This is a genomic window from Massilia sp. S19_KUP03_FR1 (genome assembly GCF_036688685.1).
GTDB lineage: Bacteria > Pseudomonadota > Gammaproteobacteria > Burkholderiales > Burkholderiaceae_D > JALYUM01.
This window is the reverse complement of record NZ_JAQQPS010000010.1, coordinates 183,301-196,227: the sequence shown is the minus strand read 5'-3', so window position 1 is coordinate 196,227 and position 12,927 is coordinate 183,301. Positions and strand designations below refer to the sequence as shown.

At 62.1% G+C, this 12,927-nt stretch carries 14 protein-coding genes; 6 read left to right on the top strand and 8 right to left on the bottom strand.

Annotation, left to right across the window (positions count from 1 at the left end; translation table 11 throughout):
• Nucleotides 1-205 precede the first annotated feature (205 nt).
• Nucleotides 206-649: a hypothetical protein gene (locus tag V6M87_RS13255; protein WP_332877101.1), complete on the top strand. Its 444-nt coding sequence runs from the start codon at nucleotides 206-208 to the stop codon at nucleotides 647-649.
• A gap of 32 nt (nucleotides 650-681) precedes the next feature.
• Here the strand turns inward: V6M87_RS13255 and guaA are convergent, their stop codons facing one another.
• Together guaA and guaB are read right to left on the bottom strand one after the other, a co-directional pair.
• Nucleotides 682-2,292, bottom strand: coding sequence for a glutamine-hydrolyzing GMP synthase (guaA, locus tag V6M87_RS13250; protein WP_332877100.1), 1,611 nt, complete (start codon nucleotides 2,290-2,292; stop codon nucleotides 682-684).
• Nucleotides 2,293-2,349: 57 nt separating this feature from the next.
• Nucleotides 2,350-3,810 (bottom strand): IMP dehydrogenase, encoded by a 1,461-nt coding sequence (gene guaB / locus V6M87_RS13245; protein WP_332877099.1) that lies wholly within the window; start codon nucleotides 3,808-3,810, stop codon nucleotides 2,350-2,352.
• A gap of 240 nt (nucleotides 3,811-4,050) precedes the next feature.
• On the opposite strand from guaB, the gene V6M87_RS13240 reads away from it, so the two are divergent.
• Together V6M87_RS13240 and V6M87_RS13235 are read left to right on the top strand one after the other, a co-directional pair.
• Nucleotides 4,051-4,941: a PilZ domain-containing protein gene (locus V6M87_RS13240; protein ID WP_332877098.1), complete on the top strand. Its 891-nt coding sequence runs from the start codon at nucleotides 4,051-4,053 to the stop codon at nucleotides 4,939-4,941.
• A gap of 39 nt (nucleotides 4,942-4,980) precedes the next feature.
• Nucleotides 4,981-5,460: a DUF4124 domain-containing protein gene (locus V6M87_RS13235; protein WP_332877097.1), complete on the top strand. Its 480-nt coding sequence runs from the start codon at nucleotides 4,981-4,983 to the stop codon at nucleotides 5,458-5,460.
• A gap of 11 nt (nucleotides 5,461-5,471) precedes the next feature.
• Here the strand turns inward: V6M87_RS13235 and V6M87_RS13230 are convergent, their stop codons facing one another.
• Nucleotides 5,472-5,771: an RnfH family protein gene (locus tag V6M87_RS13230; RefSeq protein ID WP_332877096.1), complete on the bottom strand. Its 300-nt coding sequence runs from the start codon at nucleotides 5,769-5,771 to the stop codon at nucleotides 5,472-5,474.
• Entirely contained in the window at nucleotides 5,764-6,195 is a 432-nt protein-coding gene (locus V6M87_RS13225; protein ID WP_332877095.1) for a type II toxin-antitoxin system RatA family toxin, read from the bottom strand. The genes V6M87_RS13230 and V6M87_RS13225 overlap by 8 nt, the downstream gene beginning before the upstream one ends.
• 112 nt (nucleotides 6,196-6,307) lie before the next feature.
• Here V6M87_RS13225 and smpB point away from each other — a divergent pair, with 112 nt between their 5' ends.
• A complete protein-coding gene (gene smpB, locus V6M87_RS13220) occupies nucleotides 6,308-6,757 on the top strand; it encodes an SsrA-binding protein SmpB (RefSeq protein WP_332877094.1) in 450 nt (149 codons plus the stop codon).
• Here smpB and V6M87_RS13215 read toward each other — a convergent pair whose 3' ends face one another.
• On the bottom strand, nucleotides 6,758-7,933 hold the full coding sequence (locus tag V6M87_RS13215) for a multidrug effflux MFS transporter (RefSeq protein WP_332877093.1): 1,176 nt from the start codon (nucleotides 7,931-7,933) through the stop codon (nucleotides 6,758-6,760).
• A 183-nt stretch (nucleotides 7,934-8,116) separates the two neighbouring features.
• Here V6M87_RS13215 and V6M87_RS13210 point away from each other — a divergent pair, with 183 nt between their 5' ends.
• Entirely contained in the window at nucleotides 8,117-8,509 is a 393-nt protein-coding gene (locus V6M87_RS13210; protein ID WP_332877092.1) for a VOC family protein, read from the top strand.
• Here the strand turns inward: V6M87_RS13210 and lepB are convergent, their stop codons facing one another.
• The 3 genes from lepB to V6M87_RS13195 all read right to left on the bottom strand — a co-directional run bounded on the left by lepB (nucleotide 8,510) and on the right by V6M87_RS13195 (nucleotide 10,558).
• Entirely contained in the window at nucleotides 8,510-9,187 is a 678-nt protein-coding gene (gene lepB, locus V6M87_RS13205) for a signal peptidase I (RefSeq protein ID WP_332877091.1), read from the bottom strand.
• 70 nt (nucleotides 9,188-9,257) lie between these two features.
• A complete protein-coding gene (locus tag V6M87_RS13200; RefSeq protein WP_332877090.1) occupies nucleotides 9,258-9,428 on the bottom strand; it encodes a hypothetical protein in 171 nt (56 codons plus the stop codon).
• Entirely contained in the window at nucleotides 9,425-10,558 is a 1,134-nt protein-coding gene (locus tag V6M87_RS13195; protein ID WP_332877089.1) for a PepSY-associated TM helix domain-containing protein, read from the bottom strand. The genes V6M87_RS13200 and V6M87_RS13195 overlap by 4 nt, the downstream gene beginning before the upstream one ends.
• Nucleotides 10,559-10,671: 113 nt before the next feature.
• Between V6M87_RS13195 and V6M87_RS13190 the strand changes: the two genes are divergently transcribed.
• Nucleotides 10,672-12,873, top strand: a complete 2,202-nt coding sequence (locus V6M87_RS13190; RefSeq protein WP_332877088.1) for a TonB-dependent receptor — start codon at nucleotides 10,672-10,674, stop codon at nucleotides 12,871-12,873.
• The last annotated feature ends 54 nt before the right edge of the window (nucleotides 12,874-12,927 follow it).

Sequence of the window (12,927 nt, the reverse complement as noted above, 5' to 3'; positions counted from 1 at the left end):
GCTACTTTTTCTACATTTTTCAGTGCGCTCGGCGTTGCCGGGCGGTTTCGCCTGCGCCAGCGTCAAGATATGCCCCAGCACATCCGCTGCGGCTCGGTTATACCACTCCCTTGGCGAATTCAACCGTCCAGACTTTACGAGAACGACCGTGAACAATTTCAACCCAATTGCCAGGGCAGCCCAGCTGATCAGACAGGCAGATGGGATGCTGATCAGCGCCGATGCGGGCATTAACGTCGGTTACGGATTGCCCGGCTTTCGCGGAGACGAAGGATTCTGGCGCACCTGTCCGCCGCTCGCAGAGGCACGCGTGAAGTTCGCCGATATCGCGAGCCCCGCGGAAGCGAGCGACTGCAGCGATACGCCCGCGCCTTGCAACAGGCTGGACGACAGGTCGGTTGCAACCGGCGCATCGTTCACCGGCAGCACGGTAAGACGCAAGGCTGCGCTGTTGGAGAACAGTGCACCGTCACCCAACCTGCATTGCATCGTGTCGTTACCGTTGCATTTTGCCGCCGGAGTGTGGCGGAAGCAGCCGTCCGCTTGCAGCACAAGCGTGCGTGTTTGGGCAACGCGAACATCACCCAAACCTGCGAACCAAAAAAATCTCGTTGAGAATGCCTTCAGCTTCACCAACGAGAAAAATTAGTGCTTAAAAATCAAACACTTAAAGCGAGCTCGTCACTCCCACTCGATCGTCGCCGGCGGTTTCCCCGAAATGTCATATACGACGCGGTTAATCCCCCGCACTTCGTTGATGATCCGGTTCGACACATTGCCCAGCAAGGCGTGCGGCAAGTGCGCCCACTGCGCCGTCATGAAGTCCAGCGTCTGCACCGCGCGCAGGGCAACAACCCATTCATAGGTCCGGCCGTCCCCCATCACGCCCACCGATTTCACGGGCAGAAACACGGCAAACGCTTGGCTGGTCGCTTCGTACCAGTTGGCCGGCGCATCGCCCGCATCGATCCCCTGCACCGCCGGCAAGTCGCACGGCGTGTTACGCAGTTCTTCGATGAAAATGGCATCGGCGCGGCGCAGCAGATCCGCGTACTCTTTCTTGACTTCGCCAAGAATGCGCACACCCAGGCCCGGGCCCGGAAACGGGTGGCGATACACCATGTCGTGCGGCAGGCCGAGCGCGACGCCCAGTTTGCGCACTTCATCCTTGAACAATTCGCGCAAGGGTTCCAGCAGCGACAGTTTCAAGGTGTCCGGCAAACCGCCAACGTTGTGATGGCTCTTGATGGTCTGACCCTTTTTGCCTTTGCCAGCGCTTTCGATGACGTCCGGATAAATCGTGCCCTGCGCCAGCCACTTTGCATTCGGCAGCTTGCTTGACTCGACCTGGAACACTTCGACGAATTCGCGGCCGATGATCTTGCGCTTGGATTCCGGATCGGTCACGCCGGCCAGGTGGCCGAGGAACTGCTCTTCGGCATCGACGCGGATGACTTTCACGCCCAGGTTCTTGGCGAACATGTCCATCACCATCTTGCCTTCGTCCAGGCGCAGCAGACCGTGGTCGACGAACACGCAGGTCAGCTGGTCGCCAATCGCGCGGTGGATCAGTGCGGCAGCGACACTCGAATCGACGCCGCCTGACAGGCCCAGGATGACTTCATCTGTGCCCACTTGCGCGCGGATTTTCTCGACCGCTTCGGAAATATAATCCGGCATGTTCCACTCGGCTTTGCAGCCGCAGATTTCATGCACGAAGCGGCCAATCATGGCCTTGCCCTGCGCCGTGTGCGTCACTTCCGGGTGGAATTGCACGCCGTAGAAACGGCGCTCTTCGTCGGCCATCGCGGCGATCGGGCAACTTGGCGTATTGCCCATCAATTTGAAGCCAGGTGGCATGTCGAGCACTTTGTCGCCGTGGCTCATCCAGACGCGCAGCATGCCGTGGCCTTCATCGGTGACGAAGTCGTTGATGCCGTTCAGCAGCGCTGTGTGGCCGCGTGCGCGCACTTCGGCGTAACCGAATTCACGCACGCTGCCGTTTTCCACTTTGCCACCGAGCTGGGCAGCCATGGTTTGCATGCCGTAGCAGATGCCGAGGACCGGCACGCCCAACTCGAACACGGCGTCCGGCGCGCGCGGCGCGTCGCCTTCCAGCGTGGAACTGTGACTGCCCGACAGGATCACGCCGGCAGCGCCGTAGTTGCGCACGAATTCGTCGCTGACATCATGGGGAAACACTTCGGAAAACACGCCGGAATCGCGCACGCGGCGGGCGATCAGCTGGGTAACCTGGGAACCGAAATCGAGGATGAGAATTTTTGAGTGCATGGCTGGATTTTCTTAAAGTACATAAGCAAACGGCGCTTTTCAGCGCCGCTTCGAAGATTATTCCGAACGGTAGTTCGGCGCTTCCTTGGTGATCTGCACATCGTGCACGTGCGACTCGCGCATGCCCGCCGACGTGATCTCGACGAACTCCGCTTTTTCGCGCAATTCATCGATGGTGGCGCAACCGCAATAACCCATCGACTGACGCACGCCGCCAACCAGTTGATAGATAATCGCCAGCACGCTGCCTTTGTAAGCAACGCGGCCTTCGATACCTTCCGGCACGAATTTGTCGGCTTTCGACGATGCTTCCTGGAAGTAGCGGTCAGCCGAACCTTCGGCCATCGCGCCCAGGCTGCCCATGCCGCGATACGATTTGTAGCTGCGGCCCTGGTACAAAATGACTTCGCCCGGCGCTTCTTCGGTACCGGCAAACATCGAACCCATCATGACGGTGGAGGCGCCTGCCGCCAGGGCTTTCGAAATGTCGCCCGAGAAGCGGATGCCGCCGTCGGCGATACACGGCACGCCCGTGCCTTCGAGTTCCTTGGCCACGTTCGAAATGGCGGTGATTTGCGGCACGCCGACACCGGCGACGATGCGGGTGGTGCAGATCGAGCCAGGGCCGATGCCGACCTTGACGGCGTCTGCGCCGTGTTCGACCAGGGCGCGCGCAGCGGCAGCGGTGGCGATATTGCCGCCAATGACGTCCACTTGCGGATAGCGTTCCTTGATCCACTTCACGCGGTCAAGAATGCCCTGCGAGTGGCCGTGGGCGGTATCAACCACCAGCACGTCCACGCCGGCGGCAACGAGCAGCTCGATGCGTTCTTCATCGCGGGCGCTCACGCCCACGGCCGCGCCGACCAGCAATTTACCCTGTGCATCTTTGGATGCGAACGGGTGGTCGTGCGACTTCATGATGTCTTTCACGGTGATCAGGCCGCGCAATTCGAAATTGTCGTCCACCACCAACACGCGCTCGAGGCGGTGCTTGTTCATCAGGCGCTTGGCCTCGACGGTGTCGGCATCGTCCTTGACGAATACCAGTTTTTCACGCGGGGTCATCTTGGCCGAGGCTTCGGCGTCAAGGTCTTCTTCGAAGCGCAAATCGCGGTTGGTGATGATGCCGACCACGGTTTTGCCTTCGACGACCGGGAAACCACTGATGCCATGCTGCTGCGACAGTGCCAGCACGTCACGGATTTTCATGGTCGGCGGCACGGTGATCGGGTCGCGCAGCACGCCGGCTTCGAAACGCTTGACGCGCGCTACCTCACGGGCCTGGTCCTTGGGGCTGAGGTTCTTGTGCACGATGCCGATGCCGCCCTCCTGCGCCATGGCGATGGCCAGCTGGGCCTCGGTCACGGTGTCCATCGCGGCAGAGAGCAGCGGAATGTTCAGCGTGATGTTACGCGTCAGTTTGGTACGAAGGGAAGTGTTGGCTGGAAGTACATTTGAATAAGCCGGGACGAGCAGCACATCATCGAACGTGAGTGCTTTCTGAAGTAGACGCATAGCATTTTCCTATAGGCGCAAAAGCAAATTATACAGACTTTCGGCCTTGCCGTCCCGCCTAGCGTATTTCTCTGAAGAATGGCGCACTGCTGCGCTCGACGGCAGCGGTAATTGCCGACCAACAATTGGCGTTGACTAAATAAACAATTTTGTCAGGGGAAATTGCGCTATATTTAGCGAACTTTCGCAGACGGTATGCGTCGACGCATTCCTTGCACTCAAAAATCTCGCCTATACCCTATGTCAAAGCAACAATTCGTCCACCTCTCGGAGAGCGACCTGAAGGTCGGCACCAAGCTGCCCTGGGCGATCTACCTGCGTTCTGGTGAATTGTTGGCGCCGACCGGGTTTCCCATTGCCGACGAAGAAGTGCGGCGCCGCCTGATGCTGGCCGTGCCCGTGCGCGCTGCCACCACCTCCGACAACCGGCGCGACATCGTGCTGGCCGAGGGCGGAGCGGAATCGGAGCCGGAGGCGCACAACCCGGACCCCTTGAAACACCTGCGCCACAACACCGAGGGCGTGATCCTGACCTTCCAGTTGCCGAACGATTTCGAGCCGCGCAAGGTCAACGTCGAGTATTTCGGGCGCATTCCCATGCAGTCGGTGATCGTGTCCGCCCCGCCGCTGGGGTCGGGCGCCCAGGGCTGGAACAACTTCGAAGGCATGCCGGTCACCGTGCAGATCATCCTGGGGCGCAGCATCTGCCTGTTCAAGACCACCGTGCTGCGCTACTCGCCCCTGCCCAGCGCGCACCTGTTCCTGCGCTCGCCGCAGGACGCCGTGACCAAGTCGTTTCGCCAGGCCCTGCGCGTCGACGCGCACATTCCGGCATCGATTACCATGCCCGATGGCTACACCGTCCCGGCGCTGATCACCGACCTGTCCGGTGGCGGCTGTGCCCTCGCCTCCGGTTTTATCCTGGGCCAGGCGGGCACCCGGCTGAAGATGGCGTTTCGCGTCAAACTGTCGGACAAACTGCGCGTCATCACCGTGCCCTGCACGATCCGCTCGATCAAGGGCAAGCTGTCGCAGCAAATGCGCTACGGAATCGAGTTCGACGAAGAAGTCGACGAACCGACCGTGCTGGCCCTCAAATCTTTCGTCTACGAGCACCTGGCAGAACGCTAGGATTCGCGGGCACCGTTGCGACCTTCACCCTCTCACTTCATGCGAAACCACACCACCAAAGCCATCCTGCTCGGCGCGATGCTGATCGTCAGCGCCATCGCCCACGCCCAATATGCCTGGCTCGATGAAAAAGGCGTGCGCCAGTACTCCGACCAGCCGCCACCGACCAACACGCCGGCAGCGAAAATTTTGAAAATGCCGCACGGGATGGCGCAGCCCAAGGCGGAACCCAAGGCGGAACCCGCCGCGCCGGCCTCGGCTGCCAAGCCAGCGCCCACCCTCGCCGAACGCGAGGCGGACTACAAAAAGCGCCACGCGGAGTCAAGCGAGAGTGACAAGAAAGCGGCGGCAGAGAAGAAAACGGCGGACAACAAGCGCGCCAGTTGCGAGGCCGCTGCGCAGAACAAGGCGCAGCTTGACACCGGCCGCCGCCTGCGCGCCGAAGGCAACGTCATGACGGAAGAAGACAAGGCCAAGGAACAGGCGCGCATCGCGACCATCCTCAAAGACTGCAAATAGCGCGCGTTCGCTTAACCGGTCTGCGCGCTCTTGTGTGCGGCGCGGCGCCGGCGCGACTCTTTCGGGTCGGCCACCAGCGGACGGTAAATCTCGATGCGGTCGAGCGGCCGCACGAGCGTGTCGAGCGGCTTCTTTTTGCCGTAGATGCCGACCGGGCAAACGGCCAGGTCGATTTCCGGCAGGTCCGCCAGCACGCCGCTGGCGGCGATCGCCTGCGCGATCGTGTTACCAGGCACGACCTGCACCGGCCGCAGCAGCGCCTGCCCCGGCGTGGCCCAGGCCACGATCACGTCGAAGGCCGCGTCACCCATAGACCGTATCGGCGCGCTTGCAGAACGAGTCGACCATGCTGTTGGCGATCATGCCGAACACCGGGCCGACCAGCTGCTCCAGGATGATGCTGGAGAATTCGTAATGCATGTCGAAATCGATCTTGCAGGCATCGGCACGCAAGGATTTGAAACTCCACACCGCTTCGAGCACCTTGAACGGGCCATCGACCAGGTGCATCTTCATCTGCACCGGGCGCACATTGCGGTTCTCGGTGGTGAAGCTTTGTTTGACGCCATGGAAATTGATGCCGATCTGCGCGACCAGCTTGTCGCCGTCGCGCTCGATGACTTTCACCGCGTTGCACCAAGGTAAAAACTTGGGGTAATCCTCGACCTTGGCGACCAGGTCGAACATCTGTTCTGCGCTGTAACCGAGTAAGACTGATTTATGCACGACTGCCATTGTTGAACCGTTTGCTTAGTTTGTTATGATGCTGTTTAGTTTGTCGTTGCGTGCAGCGTTTGCGAACGCGACAACAGTAGTTTAACCGACCGGCAGAATTTAGCGATTTTTCATGAGCATTGTTGATAACAGAAAAGCCTTCCACGACTACTTCATCGAGGACCGCTGGGAAGCGGGCGTCGTGCTTGAAGGTTGGGAAGTGAAAGCCATCCGCGAATCGCGGGTGCAGATCAAGGAAGCGTATGTCGTCGTGCGCGGCGACGAACTGTTCCTGTTCGGCGCCCACGTCAGCTCGCTGCCGACCGCCTCGTCGTTCTCCCATCCGGAAGCCGTGCGCACCCGCAAGCTGCTGCTGCACCGCGCCGAGCTCGATAAACTGATCGGCAAGGTCGAGCGTTCCGGGTTTACCCTGGTGCCGCTGAACCTGCACTTCAAGGGCGGCCGCGTGAAATGCGAAATTGGGCTGGCCAAAGGTAAAAAGCAGCACGACAAGCGCTCCACCGAGAAAGACCGCGACGCCAAGCGCGAAGTCGACTCGGCGATGAAGTCGAACCGCCGCTAATTACGCTTGTTTTACACGCGTGCTGGCCTGCCAGCACGCGAAACTCAGCGCCAGCCCCACCGTCACGCCGCACGCCAGCTTGAACGCGCTATCGAACAACAGCGGCGCCACCAGTCCCGATACCAGCGCAAACGACATCATCTGGATGAACCCCAGCATCGATGACGCCAGACCCCGGTTGTCCGGAAACAGCGCCAGCGCGCCGACCTGGATTGCCGGCATCGCCACCGCCAGACCGAAGGTGTAGACCATCAGCGGCAGCACGGCCCACGGAATGGCGGGCGTAAACAGCGCGGTGTAGCCGACATTAAGCACGCAGGCGAGCGCCATCACGCCAAAACCCAGCCACTTCATGCGGACCGGCGCGACGGTCGCGGCGCGCTTGCCGGCCCAGGCCGAACCAATCACCATGCCGCTGATGAGCGGAACGAACATCCAGCCAAACGCGGTTTCCGGCAAGTGCAGGATCTGCATGACGAAATTCGCGGCCGAGCCGATGTACAGCGACAGCCCACCGAAGGCCATGCCAATCGCCAGCGAGAGCAGCACGAAGCGCGGATGGCCCAGCACCTTGATGTAATTGCGCGCGATGCTGCCCGGGTGAAAGGCGTGGCGTTTTGCCGCGGGCAAACTTTCCGGCAACAGCTTCCAGCACAGCAGGATCATCAGGGCGCCGAACGCGGTGAGAAAGATGAACGTCGAGCGCCAGCCGAAGGCCACCTGCAGCCAGCCGCCAAGGATGGGGGCAATGGCCGGCGCCAGGCCGAACACCATCATGATATGTGACATGATTTTTTGCGCCTGCGCGCCCTCGAAGCGGTCCTGCACAATGGCCTGGCCGACCACCGAGCCGGCACCGGCCGCCAGGCCCTGCAGCGCGCGGCAGGCCAGCAGCACGCCGAAGCTGGGTGCAAACGCCGCGCCGGCCGAGGCCAGCGTGTAGACCGTCAACGCCACCAGGATCACGGGACGGCGGCCGAACGAGTCGGACAGCGTGCCGTAAAACAGCATCATGAAGGCAAAGGTGAACAGGAAAACGGAGAGGGTTTGCTGGACGGCGATGGGGCCGACGGCGAAGGCGCGGCCGATGTCCGGCATGGAAGGTAAATAGGTGTCGATGGCCAGGGCCCCGACCATGCCGAGGCAGGCCAGTATGACGGTGAGCATTCTTTGCATCTTGTTGCGCCTTCTTGTCTAAACCCGGCACAACGGAACTACGCACGATGCGGCAATCTGCGTCCGGCCCGCGATTGTACCGAATTGTTGCACTGCGCACACTTCAAGGCCCCATTTTTATGGCCCCATTTTCGCGCCGCCGGGCTACCATGCCAGTTCTACCAACCCAGCACGGAGACCAGGATGTTCAACCACATCATGATCGGCTCGAATGACATCGACCGCTCGCAACAATTTTACGACGCCGTCCTCGGCCTGCTCGGCGCCGGCGAGCCGGTACGCAACATCGGGCCATCCGGCCACACCCGCCTGTTTTACCGGCACGACGGCAACAGCTTCGCGATCAGCGAACCGATCGACGGCGAAGCGGCGACCGTCGCGAATGGCGCGACCATCGGTTTCAAATGCGCTTCGCCGGAACAAGTACAACAGTTCCACGACACGGCTGTCGCACTGGGCGGCCAATCGATCGAGGCGCCGCCAGGTCCGCGCGAATCGCCTTTCGGCGCCCTCTGGCTGGCCTACGTGCGCGACCCGGACGGCAACAAGCTGTGCGCGCTGTACCGCCCTAAATAATTACTCCAGGCGCATTCCGAAGCGCTCCGTGCGCGGTGCCCAGTTGCCCTGGTAGTCGGCCGATACCAGCACCCGCACCGCGCGCCCGACCAGCAAGTGGCGCGGCACCAGGCCGATGTAGCGCGAGTCGGCGCTGTTGTCGCGGTTATCCCCCAGCATCATGAACTGGTCGGCCGGAATGGTGATTGGCGCGAAGTTGCTTCGTGCCTGCAGCTGCGGCATCACCTGGATGCGGTGGCCGCGCCCGTCGACGGTTTCATGCAGGCGATAAGCCTCGGCCACGCCGCCGGGAAGTTTCTCGGTGGCCTGGTCGAGGACCTGGTATTGCGCCGCCTTGCCGTTGATGACCAGCTGCTCGTTGCGCATTTCCACAACGTCGCCCGGTACTGCCACGATGCGTTTGATGAGGCGGGTGCCGTCCTTAGGCGAGGCAAACGTGACGACGTCGCCGCGCACCGGGTCGCCCAGGTGCGAGACGACGATATCGGTCAGCGGCAGTTTCAGGTCGAACGCGAGGCGATTGACGAATACCACGTCGCCTTCCAACAAGTTCGGGTGCATCGACGACGAGGGGATCGGATTCCAGTCTGCCACGGCGGTGCGGAACACGCCGAACAAACACAGGAACAAAATAAACCCTTTGTTTTCCCGAAACAGCCTGCTACTGATATTGCGCATGGCGACTCCCCTTAAATAGTTGTAATAACCAGTTATAAGGGATTCGCGGCGGCCGAGGCTTAGGACTGGCTTACGGCCGGCGCAGGCTGTAATACCCGCCCACCGCCACCACGGCACCGAGCGTCAGCGCGGACAGCGCATCCCAGACGCCGTCGCCGACCAGCGCGCTGACGAGGCCGACGATGGTCAGCATGCCGAGCACGACCGGCGCGGTCCAGATGGGGCCGAAGGGCTGCATCATGCCGCCTCGCGCGCGCGCTGTTCGGCCGGCTTCGCAGCGGCTGCCCTGCCACGTTTCAGCCACAAATATAAACCCGTGATCAGCACCACGATGGTGGCGAGGTCGAGCAAGGCCCACAACAGTTTCAGGGCTTGCCCGCCGTAGTCGCCGAAGTGCAGCGGCTGCGACACCAGCAGCGCAGCCAGGTACCACGGCAGGTCGCCGCTGGCCGACACCACGCCGGTCTGGGCATCGATCAGAATCGGCTTGGGCAGGCGCGAGGTCAGCGGCGAATCGCCATGCATGAAGACGCCGTAATGGTGCGGCGTGGCGAACGGCGTGCCGGGGAAGGCGACGAAGCCGACTTCCATGCCGGGCGCCGTGTTCTGCGCGGTGGTGATGGCCTGCTGCATCGACGCCAGTTTGGTGACTGGCGGCAGGCCGGCGTACGGCTTCGTCATCTCGGCCAGTTCCGTGTTTTGCCAAACCTTCAGCAGCAGGTCGGCCCAGGTATTGATCATGCCGGTGCTGCCGACCACCAGCGCCCACACCAGCGTGACGATGCCCAGCACATTGTGCAGGTCGAGCCAGCGCACGCGGCGGCTGCGTTCGTGACGGACCGTGCCGAATTGCAGCTTGCGCATGAAGGGCGCGTACAGCACCACGCCGGAGACCAGGGCGACGATCAGCAGCAAGCCCATCAAGCCGAGGAACAGCTTGCCCCACAGGCCGGCGTACAGGTCGACGTGCAGGTGGAACATCAGGGACATGAAGGGACCACCCTCGACCGGCGGCTCCGGCAGCAGCTGGGCGGTGCGGGCATCGACCAGCAGCGGCTTGTAGTTTTCGTCAGTCGGCGAATCGCCCAGCGTCAGGGCCCACATGCCCGGCTCGTCCTTGTCCTGCGACAGGTACATCATCATCTTGCCGGGATACGCGGCCATGCCGCTGGCAATCACCTTGTCGATATCGGCACGGGGGGTGTCATCCGGCATCACGGGGGCGGCTACGTCATTGCCCAGCGCGTGCACGATTTCGTGGTGGTAGATCAGTGGCAGGCCGGTGATGCACAGCAGCAGCATGAAAACGGTGCAAATCAAACTGCTCCACTTGTGGATCCAGGACCAGCGGCGCAGCGTGTTGGGTGTCATGACGGCATCGGACGATAGGTGAAGACCCAGATAATAATGGTTCTCATTTACGGCGGCAAGCTATTACGAATATAATGCGAACCATTCTCATTCAAAAATAACGTGCACACACAATGAAGCCTGTCCATTTTCGCCGCACTCCCCTCGCCCTCGCCGCTCTCCTGATGATGGCTGGCAGCGCCTTCGCGCAATCCGCCGACACCGAGGCCATGCCAACGGTGGTCGTGCGCGCCTCGGCCGACGCCTCGGCGCAAGGCTTGCCGGCGGCCTACGCCGGTGGCCAGGTGGCGCGCGGCGGGCGCCTCGGCTTGCTGGGCAATGTCGACATCATGGACACGCCGTTCAACAGCACCAACTACACCCAGGCCATCATCGCGGACCAGCAGGCCAGGAGCGTTGCCGACGTCGTCCAGAACGATCCGTCGGTACGCGTGGCGCGCGGTTTCGGCAATTACCAGGAACTGTACGTAATCCGCGGTTTTCCGCTGAACTCGGATGATCTGGCCTACAACGGCCTGTATGGCTTGCTGCCGCGCCAGTTTGTCGCGTCCGAACTGCTCGAGCGCGTCGAAGTGTTTCGTGGCGCGAACAGTTTCATCAACGGTGCCGCGGCGCCTGGCGGCGGCGGCAACGGCGGCGCCATCAACCTGCTGCCAAAGCGCGCGGCCAACACGCCGCTCACGCAAGTGACTGTCGGCGTCGAATCGGGCGGCCAGGCGTATGTCGCGACGGATATTTCGCGCCGCTTCGGCGAAGGCGATCGTTTCGGCGTGCGCGTGAATGCCGTGCGGCGCGATGGCGACACCGCCATCGACCGCGAATCGCGCCAACTCTCGGTGCTGGCGGTGGGCATGGATTACCGCGGCGACGGCTATCGCCTGTCGGCCGACGTTGGCTACCAGGACCACAAACTGAGCAACCCGCGTCCCAGCGTGACGCTGGGCTTCGGTGTGCCGATGATTGCCGCGCCGGATGCCAGCAGCAATTTCTCCCAGCCATGGGCATACTCGACCGAGCGCGACACCTTCGGCACGCTGCGCGGGGAAGTCAACCTGGCCAAAAACGTGGTGGCATGGGCGGCACTGGGTGCGCGCAGCGGCGACGAATTCAATGCACTCGGTTCACCGACGGTCAGCAATGGCGCGGGTGACGCCAGCATCTACCGCTTTGACAATGTGCGCAAAGATAAGGTGAGCACCGGCGAAGTGGGCATGCGCGGCACCTTCCGCACGGGAACCATCGGCCACACCTTGAGCGGCACCGCATCGGCCTACTCGTCCGAGTTCCGCAATGCCTATGCGATCAGCAATTTTGCCGGCGTGGCCACGAATATCTATCGCCCGGTCGATCGCCCTTCCCCGGACACCAGCTATTTCCCTGCCGGCAGCATGAGCAGCCCGCACGTCACCGCCAGCGCCGATCTGACCAGCTACGCCGTGGCCGACACGCTGGCCATGCTGGACGACAAGGTACTGCTGACGGTGGGGCTGCGCCACCAGCGCATTCGCTCGGACGGCTTTAACTACAACACGGGCGTGCGCGAATCGCATTACGACCAGACCGCCAACATGCCGGTGGCGGGGATTGTCTTCAAGCCCATGAAAGGCGTGTCGCTGTACGCCAACTACATCGAAGCGTTGCAGACTGGACCGGTCGCATCCGGCACCTACATCCGCGCCGATGGCACCAGCGCACCGATCGACAACGTCGGCGACGCGTTTGCGCCGTACAAGTCGGAACAGAAAGAAATCGGCATCAAGTATGACAGCGGCAAATTCGGCATCAGCGCTGCGCTGTTCACCACTGCGCAACCGGCCGCCTATATCGTCGGTCCCCGTTTCGACGTGTATGGCGAGCAGCGCAACCGCGGGCTGGAGTTATCGGTGTTCGGCATCCCGGTACAGGGCCTGCGCTTGTTGGGCGGCCTGACCCTGCTCGACGCAGAGCAAGTGACCACGGCCGGCGCGGTGAACCAGGGCAAGGATGCCATCGGCGTACCGAAAACCCAGCTGAACCTGGGCGGCGAGTGGGATGTGCCGAATCTGCCGGGCCTGAATCTGAATGCCCGCGTGCTGTACACCGCCACGCAGTTTGCCGACGGCGCCAACACGCAGAAGTTGCCCTCGTGGACCCGCCTCGATCTGGGCGTGAGCTACGCCATGAAGTTCGCCGAGCATGACGTGACCTGGCGAGCGCGCGTGGACAACGTGACCGACAAGAGCTACTGGGCCTCGTCCGGTGGCTACCCTGGCGCAGGCTACCTGGTGGTGGGCGCGCCGCGCACCTTGGTGGTCTCCGGCACGGTCAACTTCTGATAGACAAGTGACGCACGAAGCGCGGCCTGGCAGGCGGTCGCGCGACCCGTTGCA

Excerpts from the sequence above, each read along its gene's own strand:
- V6M87_RS13255 (WP_332877101.1), top strand. The coding sequence starts at position 206 with ATGCTGATCAGCGCCGATGCGGGCATTAACGTCGGTTACGGATTGCCC.
- guaA (WP_332877100.1), bottom strand. The coding sequence starts at position 2,292 with ATGCACTCAAAAATTCTCATCCTCGATTTCGGTTCCCAGGTTACCCAG.
- guaB (WP_332877099.1), bottom strand. The coding sequence starts at position 3,810 with ATGCGTCTACTTCAGAAAGCACTCACGTTCGATGATGTGCTGCTCGTC.
- V6M87_RS13240 (WP_332877098.1), top strand. The coding sequence starts at position 4,051 with ATGTCAAAGCAACAATTCGTCCACCTCTCGGAGAGCGACCTGAAGGTC.
- V6M87_RS13235 (WP_332877097.1), top strand. The coding sequence starts at position 4,981 with ATGCGAAACCACACCACCAAAGCCATCCTGCTCGGCGCGATGCTGATC.
- V6M87_RS13230 (WP_332877096.1), bottom strand. The coding sequence starts at position 5,771 with ATGGGTGACGCGGCCTTCGACGTGATCGTGGCCTGGGCCACGCCGGGG.
- V6M87_RS13225 (WP_332877095.1), bottom strand. The coding sequence starts at position 6,195 with ATGGCAGTCGTGCATAAATCAGTCTTACTCGGTTACAGCGCAGAACAG.
- smpB (WP_332877094.1), top strand. The coding sequence starts at position 6,308 with ATGAGCATTGTTGATAACAGAAAAGCCTTCCACGACTACTTCATCGAG.
- V6M87_RS13215 (WP_332877093.1), bottom strand. The coding sequence starts at position 7,933 with ATGCAAAGAATGCTCACCGTCATACTGGCCTGCCTCGGCATGGTCGGG.
- V6M87_RS13210 (WP_332877092.1), top strand. The coding sequence starts at position 8,117 with ATGTTCAACCACATCATGATCGGCTCGAATGACATCGACCGCTCGCAA.
- lepB (WP_332877091.1), bottom strand. The coding sequence starts at position 9,187 with ATGCGCAATATCAGTAGCAGGCTGTTTCGGGAAAACAAAGGGTTTATT.
- V6M87_RS13200 (WP_332877090.1), bottom strand. The coding sequence starts at position 9,428 with ATGATGCAGCCCTTCGGCCCCATCTGGACCGCGCCGGTCGTGCTCGGC.
- V6M87_RS13195 (WP_332877089.1), bottom strand. The coding sequence starts at position 10,558 with ATGACACCCAACACGCTGCGCCGCTGGTCCTGGATCCACAAGTGGAGC.
- V6M87_RS13190 (WP_332877088.1), top strand. The coding sequence starts at position 10,672 with ATGAAGCCTGTCCATTTTCGCCGCACTCCCCTCGCCCTCGCCGCTCTC.